Genomic DNA, 8,310 nt, shown 5'->3' with positions numbered 1-8,310 from the left:
GGGAAGTGATGCGGACAGACGCCGGCCCGAGCAGCGACTGCGTGCTCGGGCCGGGGGTGTGTTACGTGCGTGGTCGGGGCGTGGCGCGAGGCATTGCTCGCGTCAGACGCGGAGCCCATCCGTGCGACGGCCAGCGCTTGAGTCCCAACCGGTCCGGGGTCACTCGGGTGTCGACGAACAGTTTCTCCAGTTCCGGATCGGACTCCCCGAGGAAGCGATACAGGATCGTGCCGCCGTTCTCCTCGGTGCGGGAAGCAGCCTCCCAGCCCGTCGCCCGATATGCCCCGCGCACGATGTTGTCGGCAACCACGAGAATCGGCAGTCCGTCGACGCGTCGTGCTGCGCTGCCGGCAGGCCAGGGCCGATCGGCGAGATCTCGAACCTGTTCTGCGGACGCTGATTTCGCGTCGGTGATCCTGAGTACCACGCATGGTGTCGGCAACTCCGGTGCGGCCTTCGCCGAGTACTGGCGGACCAGTTCCGCGATGGGTCGCGCAACCCGATCGGCCTCCGCGTCACCGGTGGTCCCGGCGAGATTCGTGAGCACGAATTCGCCACGATGCGATTCGAGCAGACCGAGTGCGGCGATCACCGCCTGGGCGGTTGCGCCGGCAGCGTGATCACCGTCTGCGGCGGGAAGCAGATGATCGGCGACGACGAAATGCTCCACCGAGTATCCCGATTCGTACACGGCTCGGACGCGGCGCAGAGCGGCCTCGGCTTCCGGGGTGGCCGGAGGTGCGCTCTCGCCCGCAGCGGTGAGTTTGTGCGCCTCACCGAGCGCCGTCCACGTGAGCGCGAAGATGCGGTTCCCGCGACCACTGCCGATGTGGACGACGGTGCGGTCACGAGGGTCGAGCAGTGCATACACGTAGGCGCCGAGCTGGTCTACGACGGTGGCGGGCAGCGGATCGGGCGTGGGGGTGCGGTCGTCGACCTCGGTGACGATGGCTCGCAGGACGGTCAGCCGCAGCGCGACCGGAACGGTTCCGGCGGAACCTCCGAACAGGTCCCGGTTGGCGGCGTCGACGGACCCGAAGGTGCGCCCGATGTTGCGGCTCAGGGCACCGAGTGCGTGTGTGAACTCCGTGAGCCGCTGACGCGGATCATCGGCCGTTTCGGGCAGCTCGTTGCTGGTCAGAAACATCTGGATCTCGGGAGATTCCAGTAGTGTCTGGGCGATGTTCGGAGGAACTGTCCACACGGTGCGCATGAGGCGACTCTAGGCCAGAGGGCGGCCCCAGACCCCGCAGCGCGCGCATCGCCCTTCGAGGACACCGTGTCGCGGCTACGCTCGGTGATCATGGATCGCGTCCCGCTCCGTGGCAGGTCCGCGTCGCGGTTGCTGCGTGATGCGAGCGCTTCGTCGCGTATCGAATGTCTGGTGATCGTAGCGGTCACCACGATCCTGCTGGTGCGTCTGTACCTGCACCTGTCGGGATACCCGCAGGTCGGGGGCGCGACCCTGCACATCGCGCATTCGCTGTGGGGCGGGTTGCTCATGGTCGTTGCGTTGTGCGGGCTGCTCACCTATCTGGGGCGCACGCCGCATGCGTTCGGGATCGTCGCAGGCGGTATCGGCTTCGGGTTGTTTCTCGACGAGATCGGCAAGTTCCTCACCAAGACGAACGACTACTTCTACCGCCCCTCCGTCGCGATCATGTACGTCGTGGTGTTGCTCCTGTTGCTTGCCAACCGTGCGATCCACGGGTTCCGGCCCGCCACGGCACGGGAGGATCTGGCGAACGCCGCATCGACTGCGGTGGACGGGGTGATGCGCGGGTTGACTTCTGCCGACCGGGCCCGCGCGACCGCCCAGTTGCGCTCCGCGAGGGCAGGCGGCGCGGAACCCGAGGCGGCCGACGAGATCGAGCGGTTGCTGGCCCGGTGCCGCGACCGTGACGATCGGCGGTCCCGGATCGGCGCAGCCTTGCAGCGGGTGGTGCCGCGGGCCCTGCTCGGCGATCGCGGCACGTGGATCGCGGCGGTGACACTGACGGTGTTCTCCGGCGTGATGCTCGTCCATGCGCTGGTCACCCTCGCCGACGATCTGAGCGGCGGCGGCCGCGATCTCACGGTGTGGTTCCAGTTGGCGGGCGTTTCGGTGACGACCCTCCTGTGCGTGGTGGGGACGCCTGGTCTGCGCTCCCGGCGCCGCTGGGCGTTGCGGGTGTTCAGCGCGGCAGCCCTGATCACGGTGCTGTTCGTCGAGGTCGTCGACTTCGCGGTCGCGGAGTTCGGTGCCCTGCTCAACGTTGCCGTGGGTGCCACGGCCCTGGCTGTGTTCTCGAATCGGCTCGCCCGTCGGGACGGCGCCGAGTCGTTGGCTTCGGCCGTGTGAACGGGTACTCGTTTCGAATCGGACGCCGACGCCACTTGTGTGCCGTTCGTCGCATACGGTAGACACCGTGAGCATGCCAGCCCCTGATGCCGCGCGGACAGCGGCGAGCAGCGCATCGACCTGGCCCGCGATTCTGACGTGGCGGGCGAACGATGTGCCGCGCATGGAATCGGTCCGTGTGCAGTTGAGCGGTAGTCGCGTCAAGGCGTCCGGCCGCATCGTCGGGGCGGCGTGCGCCGACCATCCGGCATTCAGCGCGTCCTACGATCTCGTGACCGACGAGAACGGTGTCACGCGCAGGCTGTCGGTGCGCACGACGTTGGCGTCCGGTGAGAAACACATGTCGATCAGCCGGTCCGGTGAGGGCATCTGGATGGTCGACAACGGGACGCAACATCAGCGGTCGGCGTTCGGCGGTGCACTCGACGTCGACGTGATCCTCAGCCCGTTCTTCAATGCCCTCCCGATTCGACGGTACGGATTGCAGTCCGACGCCGACGATCTCGAGGTGCCCGTCGTGTACGTGAACCTGCTCGATCTCCGGGTCGAGGAGGCGACGCTCATCTACAGCAGCGCCGCCGACGGCATCCATGTGCTCTCACCGGTGTCGAGTTCGACCGTCACGGTCGACGAGGACGGTTTCGTCCTCGACTATCAGGGCCTCGCCGAACGCATCTGATCGGTCGGCGTGCCCTCGACGGCGAGCGCGAGCGCGAGTGCCGTGGATTCGCCGGGGTGGCTGCCGTGACCGCCCGGTCCGCTCGTCAGTCCGACCACCTGCAGACCGACGGGGTGGTCGTGGCCGTCCGGGGCGGGCACCGACAGTGCCGGGACACCGAGCACGCTGAACGGAATGCAGCGTTGCAGGAGGGGACCGCGCAGGGCGGCGGGGTCGCTGTCCACCTGCGCGGACCGGACCCCGGTGGTGACGGTGAGCAGCGCGTCGAGGCGTTCGGTGCGGCGCAATCGTCGTAGCACCTCGCCGCGCAGCCGCTCGGCCGTGCGCAGCGCCCGCAGGTACTCGGACGCCGGCCGATCGGCTTGCGCGGCCAGGAGCGCTGCGGTCGCCGGGCGATACCGGCCGGGGTCGTCCTCGAACCACCGTTGATGCGTTTCGTACGCCTCGGATCCGGTGACGATCGGATACGCGGCGAGGATTTCGTCCGTCTCGGGCAGCGTCGTGTCCACGACCTCTGCACCGAGGTCCCGGAGGGTGCGGCAGGCGGTCTCGACGGCCGCGGCGACCTCGGGATCGTCGAGTTCCCACACGCCTCCGCGCAGCACGCCCACGCGCAACCCGGACACCGGCGTGCGCAGGTGCGCGACCCCGGGCAGTGCACCCCACGCCAGCCCGGCGTCGAGGACGTCACCGGTCAGCAGACCGACGTGGTCGAACGTGGTGGACAACGGGAACACCCCGTCCAACGGCAGTGCGCCGCTGCTCGGTTTGAGTCCGACGATCCCGCACAGCGCGGCGGGTGTGCGCACACTGCACCCGGTATCGGTGCCCAGCGCGAGCGGCACGATGCCCTTGCCGACCAGCACCGCCGATCCGGACGACGAACCTCCGCTGATCAGTGTCGGATCGTGCGGGTGCGATGCCGGCCCGGCCGCGTTGACGAGCCCGGTGGGACCGTACGCGAACTCGTGCAGGTGCGTCTTGGCGACGACGATCGCCCCGGCTTCCCGTAACTGCTCGACGATCCGGGCGTCGCGGCGGGCCGGAGCTGCGTCGGTGAGGACGGCGCTGCCGCAGCGCGTCGGCATTCCGGCGACGTCGATGTTGTCCTTGATCGCGACGGCGACGCCGTGCAGGGGGCCGATCCAGCTGCCGGCGTCGAGTTCCGCGTCGGCGCGGGCCGCGGATTCGAGGGCGGCCGCGTCGTTGCGGGCGGCGACGATATTGGCCCAGGGGGTGCCGTCGAGGGCGTCGAGTTCGGCGAGGACATGCTGGACGTGGTCGGTCGCGGTGAGGTCGCGTTTGGCGAGTGCCGACGCGGTGTCGCGCAGGTTCACGACGTCCACACCCCGCCGCGACGTCCGGCGTCGCGCAGCTGCTCGATCCAGTCGTCGTCGCCGGGAACGATCCCGGTGATGAGTTTGCGTTCGCGCTGCTCGTAGCGCTGCCGCGCCGCGTGGCCCGCGGACGTGAGGTCGCCGGTGCGGCCGTCGGCGAGTTGCTCGCGGGCGGTTCGCAGCACCTCGAGGGTTTCGTCGAGCGCGGCGAGCAACGCGGTCGCGTTGCCCTCGCACATCGCGTCGACGAGCGCGGGCGCGGTCCCGGCAATGCGGGTGCCGTCGCGGAACGAACCGGCGGCCAGCGCCAACGCGAGATCCCCGCCGCCGGCCCCGGCGAGGGCCAGAGCTTCGGCGAGCACGTGTGGCAGGTGCGAGATGCGTGCGACCGCGGCATCGTGCTCACCGGATTCGGCGGGCACGACCACCGAACCGCAGTCGAGGGCGAGCCCGGCGACCTGTTGCCACACGCCGGGGTCGGCACCGTCGTCGACGGCCACCACCCACACGGCGTCGCGGAACAGATCGGCGGTGCCGGCATCCCATCCGGATTCGGCGGTTCCGGCCATGGGATGCCCGCCGACGAACCGCGCGGACAGGCCCCGCGCCGCGACCGCCGCGGCGACCGCAGACTTGACGCTCACCACGTCGGTCAGTGCGACGTTCGGGGCGTGCTCGGCGACGGCGGCGAGCACCGCGTCGACCGCCGGCATCGGAACCGCGAGGACGACCAGCGCGTCGGAGGCGGCGGCGCGGCGCAGCACGGCGGGCAGATCGGTGGACGCGTCGAAGCCGTCGGCGACCGCGGCGTCGACGGCACCGGACGAGCGGTTGTATCCCCACGCTTCACGGCCCGCGGCGACGGCCGCACGCAGCAGTGATCCGCCGATCAGGCCGAGACCGAGCACACAGACGGGCGGGGCGGAAACTGCAGTGGACACCGCATCAGGTTGGCACATTCGCCGCCGGACTTCATTCAGGGGACGCGGCAGACTACCGTTGCGCGCATGGCTGCACAGCGTGTAGGGAACAAGAGCCCTTCCGTGACGACATCCGGGACGTCCGGTGGGAGTTCTTCGGAGGACCTGGAGGGGTTCGCCGTCGCTGTCACGCGGGAGGAAGGCCGGTGGAAGTGCCGTGCCCTGACCTCTGCCGCGTTGACGAGTTTGGCGACGGCGGAGACGGAGTTGCGGGAGCTTCGGAGCTCCGGTGCGGTCTTCGGTCTACTCAACGTGGACGACGAGTTCTTCGTGATTGTGCGTCCGGCTCCGGCGGGGACGCAGTTGCTGCTGTCGGACGCGACGATGGCGGTGGACTACGACATCGCTGCCGATGTGCTGGACGCACTGAATGTCGAGATTCCCGACATCGACCCGGACGAGCTGGACGAGGTCGAGCCGTGGGAGGAGGGCGATCTGGCGATCCTCGCCGACATGGGTCTGCCCGAGCCGGTCCTCGCGGTGATCCTGTCCGAGACGGAGCTGTATCCGGACGAGCAGATCGAGGAGATCGCGCAGCGGCTCGGGTTCGACGACGTGTTGTCCTCGACGCTGGACAAGCTGCAGAAGTAGATGGGTCTGCGCGACGACGAGGAGATGATCCGGGTCGCGTTGGAAGCCGCGACCGCCGCACCCGCCGGGGACGTTCCGGTGGGTGCGGTGGTGTTCGCGGCCGACGGCACGGAGCTGGCGCGTGCAGCGAACTCGCGGGAGGCGACCGGTGACCCCACCGCACACGCCGAGATCCTCGCGTTGCGGGAGGCCGCGCGGGTGCACGGCGACGGGTGGCGGCTCGAGGGCGCAACCCTGGCGGTGACGCTCGAGCCGTGCACGATGTGCGCGGGTGCGATCGTGCTCGCACGGGTCGGCCGGGTCGTGTTCGGGGCATGGGAACCGAAGACCGGCGCGGTCGGGTCGCTGTGGGACGTGGTGCGCGATCGTCGTCTCACTCACCGCCCGGAGGTGCGCGCCGGGGTTCTCGAACGCGAATGCGCCGGGGTCCTGGAGGAATTCTTCCGCACCCACCGCGACCCTGCCCCACCGCTCTGACCAGCCGATTTCAGCTCAGCGACGCGATCCGGTAAAGTCTTCTAGCGGTGGCGTGTCCGAGCGGCCTAAGGAGCACGCCTCGAAAGCGTGTGACGGGTAACCCCCGTCCGAGGGTTCAAATCCCTCCGCCACCGCCACGAGTCCCCCGCCTGTTCACGCAGGTGGGGGACTTTTTTGTGGCTAGACGTTCGGAGTGAGTGTCGGCTTCGGGCACATCGGGCATACTGGCCTGCGCGTACCGGGCGTGGAGGGCTAGACATCACAGCTAGGTCATCATGGTCCATACCGGCAAGTAGCGCTGCCGCCTCACAGCGACGACGTGCCTTGCCCGCAGGCTGCGGCCCTTCGAGTGAATGATCGCCCGGTAGTGCGGGAGACCGGCGCGCTGCGGTATGGGTTCTCCCGCTTCTCCGGTGCGCGCTGCAACGCCCCCTCGAGCGGTCAAGGTGTGGTGTCCTGTTCGGCGACCGACGGTGGCGACGGCGGATTCGCACCAACGACGGTGGTGTATCCCCACACCGCAAACAGCACGGCCGCGACCGCGGTGATGATCAGTGCGCGTTTGGCGTCGGTGGACATCGGTGTGCGCGGCGGGGCCGGTTCCGATGGTGGGGCCGTCTCGACGTCGGTGACCCGAGGCCGGGGGATCGGGCGGACCAGCGCGGTCCAGGCGGTGCCGTCCCACCAGCGTTGCAGTCCGTCGTTGCCCGGGTCCCGGTGCCATCCCAGTGCGCGCTCTGTGGTGGTCATTTGTGGCCCGTCGTAGTCGTGGTGGACCGGTCACGGGCCGCAGCAGGCTTGGCGTCGGTCAGGTCCGCACCGCCGAAGTCGGCCGATTCCCACGTCGCGGTACGCAGGTCGGCCCGCATCAGTTTCGCGGCGCGCAGGTCCGCCCCGGTCAGGTCGGTGTGCTCGAGGGTGGCCGATATCAGCTGGGCTCCCCGTAGGACCGTGTCGGTGAAGTCGGCGCCGGTCAGGTCGGCACCGGTGAACGAGGCATACGGTGCGGTGGCCCTGGTCAGATTCGTGCCGGTCAGGTCGGTGTCGGTGAACCGGGTGTTCGCCGCGACCGCCTCTGTCAGATCAGCCCCGGCCAGGTCCGACCCGGACAGATCGGCCTCGGTGAGCACACAGCCGCGAGCGATGATCCCCGGCAGCGACCTGCCGCGCAGCACCATCGCGGCCAGGTCCGCACCGGACAGATCGACCCGGAACGGCCCGAGGTGTTTCCAGGTGGTCAGGTGCGTGGTCAGACCGGCGCACAGTTGTTTGCGTACGATTCGTTCGTCGTGTTCGACGCCCGCGCCGACGCTGGTGCCGGGAACGAACCGTTCCAGTCGGTGATTCGCCCGCAGGAATCCGCAGATCAGATCGAGGCACCGTTGGTGTTCGAGCAGCAGGCGTTGAGGATGGGTGGATCGGCGGGAGATCCGGCACCAGTCGTCGGCCACGGCCAGCAGTTCGTATACCGCAGCCAACCTCAGGGTCGGATTCTCCTGCGAGAGCATGCGTGCCGCGTCGAGCATGCGGGTACGTAGACCCTGCACGTGCGCCGGTTCGAGATCGAGTTGCCGGTGGGCGGTCAGCATCTGGCGTTGTTCGGCAAGTCCCCAGGAGAAGATTACTGCCGAGGCCGTCAGCGCCACCGCCAGCATCACCGTCGCCGCCGGTTGTGCGGTGGCCGTCCATCCGGATACGAGGTCGACCTGCCACCAGGCGGCGGCTACGGCCGAGACTCCGGCGAGGATCGCACAGCCGACGGCGATGACCGTGATGGCACCGAGGAGACAGCGACGTGTTCGTTTCACCTGAAATTCTTCCTGTTCGCCCCCCTGCGCGTGTTGATGTCCCCGAAATGTTGTTGCGGGTCACCGTGTCACGGCAGTGACCGCCACGGACCCCCGT

Annotated in this window: 9 protein-coding genes and 1 tRNA gene; 5 read left to right on the top strand and 5 right to left on the bottom strand. The window is 69.0% G+C overall.

Annotation, left to right across the window (positions count from 1 at the left end; translation table 11 throughout):
• Positions 1–61 precede the first annotated feature (61 nt).
• Positions 62–1,213, bottom strand: coding sequence for a GIY-YIG nuclease family protein (locus tag RZ1_RS28855; protein WP_072816312.1), 1,152 nt, complete (start codon positions 1,211–1,213; stop codon positions 62–64).
• 90 nt (positions 1,214–1,303) lie between these two features.
• On the opposite strand from RZ1_RS28855, the gene RZ1_RS28850 reads away from it, so the two are divergent.
• Both RZ1_RS28850 and RZ1_RS28845 read left to right on the top strand, forming a co-directional pair.
• Positions 1,304–2,341: a hypothetical protein gene (locus RZ1_RS28850; RefSeq protein WP_072816314.1), complete on the top strand. Its 1,038-nt coding sequence runs from the start codon at positions 1,304–1,306 to the stop codon at positions 2,339–2,341.
• A gap of 73 nt (positions 2,342–2,414) precedes the next feature.
• A complete protein-coding gene (locus RZ1_RS28845; RefSeq protein WP_072816310.1) occupies positions 2,415–3,020 on the top strand; it encodes a putative glycolipid-binding domain-containing protein in 606 nt (201 codons plus the stop codon).
• Here the strand turns inward: RZ1_RS28845 and RZ1_RS28840 are convergent.
• Positions 2,996–4,366, bottom strand: a complete 1,371-nt coding sequence (locus RZ1_RS28840; RefSeq protein ID WP_072816309.1) for an amidase — start codon at positions 4,364–4,366, stop codon at positions 2,996–2,998. The genes RZ1_RS28845 and RZ1_RS28840 overlap by 25 nt on opposite strands.
• Positions 4,354–5,316 (bottom strand): prephenate dehydrogenase, encoded by a 963-nt coding sequence (locus tag RZ1_RS28835; protein ID WP_072816307.1) that lies wholly within the window; start codon positions 5,314–5,316, stop codon positions 4,354–4,356. The genes RZ1_RS28840 and RZ1_RS28835 overlap by 13 nt, the downstream gene beginning before the upstream one ends.
• A 48-nt stretch (positions 5,317–5,364) precedes the next feature.
• On the opposite strand from RZ1_RS28835, the gene RZ1_RS28830 reads away from it, so the two are divergent.
• The 3 genes from RZ1_RS28830 (at position 5,365) to RZ1_RS28820 (ending at position 6,542) form a co-directional block, all read left to right on the top strand.
• Positions 5,365–5,928 (top strand): tRNA adenosine deaminase-associated protein, encoded by a 564-nt coding sequence (locus tag RZ1_RS28830; protein WP_072816305.1) that lies wholly within the window; start codon positions 5,365–5,367, stop codon positions 5,926–5,928.
• Complete coding sequence (locus RZ1_RS28825; RefSeq protein ID WP_072816303.1) at positions 5,929–6,405, top strand: nucleoside deaminase; 477 nt, start codon at positions 5,929–5,931, stop codon at positions 6,403–6,405.
• A 46-nt stretch (positions 6,406–6,451) separates the two neighbouring features.
• Positions 6,452–6,542: transfer RNA gene (locus RZ1_RS28820), tRNA-Ser, on the top strand.
• A gap of 304 nt (positions 6,543–6,846) precedes the next feature.
• Here the strand turns inward: RZ1_RS28820 and RZ1_RS28815 are convergent.
• Positions 6,847–7,155 carry a DUF2510 domain-containing protein gene (locus tag RZ1_RS28815; RefSeq protein ID WP_072816302.1) on the bottom strand — a complete coding sequence of 103 codons (309 nt, stop codon included), beginning with the start codon at positions 7,153–7,155 and terminating at the stop codon, positions 6,847–6,849.
• Positions 7,152–8,213 (bottom strand): pentapeptide repeat-containing protein, encoded by a 1,062-nt coding sequence (locus RZ1_RS28810; protein ID WP_072816300.1) that lies wholly within the window; start codon positions 8,211–8,213, stop codon positions 7,152–7,154. Before RZ1_RS28810 ends, RZ1_RS28815 begins: the two co-directional genes overlap by 4 nt.
• Positions 8,214–8,310 lie beyond the last annotated feature (97 nt).

This window comes from Rhodococcus zopfii NBRC 100606 = JCM 9919, assembly GCF_001895025.1.
GTDB classification, from domain to species: Bacteria; Actinomycetota; Actinomycetes; order Mycobacteriales; family Mycobacteriaceae; genus Rhodococcus; species Rhodococcus zopfii.
Note: the sequence above shows the minus strand (reverse complement) of the source record. Positions and strands in the feature narration are given on the sequence as shown.

Excerpts from the sequence above, each read along its gene's own strand:
- RZ1_RS28835 (WP_072816307.1), bottom strand. The coding sequence starts at position 5,316 with ATGTGCCAACCTGATGCGGTGTCCACTGCAGTTTCCGCCCCGCCCGTC.
- RZ1_RS28830 (WP_072816305.1), top strand. The coding sequence starts at position 5,365 with ATGGCTGCACAGCGTGTAGGGAACAAGAGCCCTTCCGTGACGACATCC.
- RZ1_RS28850 (WP_072816314.1), top strand. The coding sequence starts at position 1,304 with ATGGATCGCGTCCCGCTCCGTGGCAGGTCCGCGTCGCGGTTGCTGCGT.
- RZ1_RS28825 (WP_072816303.1), top strand. The coding sequence starts at position 5,929 with ATGGGTCTGCGCGACGACGAGGAGATGATCCGGGTCGCGTTGGAAGCC.
- RZ1_RS28845 (WP_072816310.1), top strand. The coding sequence starts at position 2,415 with ATGCCAGCCCCTGATGCCGCGCGGACAGCGGCGAGCAGCGCATCGACC.
- RZ1_RS28815 (WP_072816302.1), bottom strand. The coding sequence starts at position 7,155 with ATGACCACCACAGAGCGCGCACTGGGATGGCACCGGGACCCGGGCAAC.
- RZ1_RS28855 (WP_072816312.1), bottom strand. The coding sequence starts at position 1,213 with ATGCGCACCGTGTGGACAGTTCCTCCGAACATCGCCCAGACACTACTG.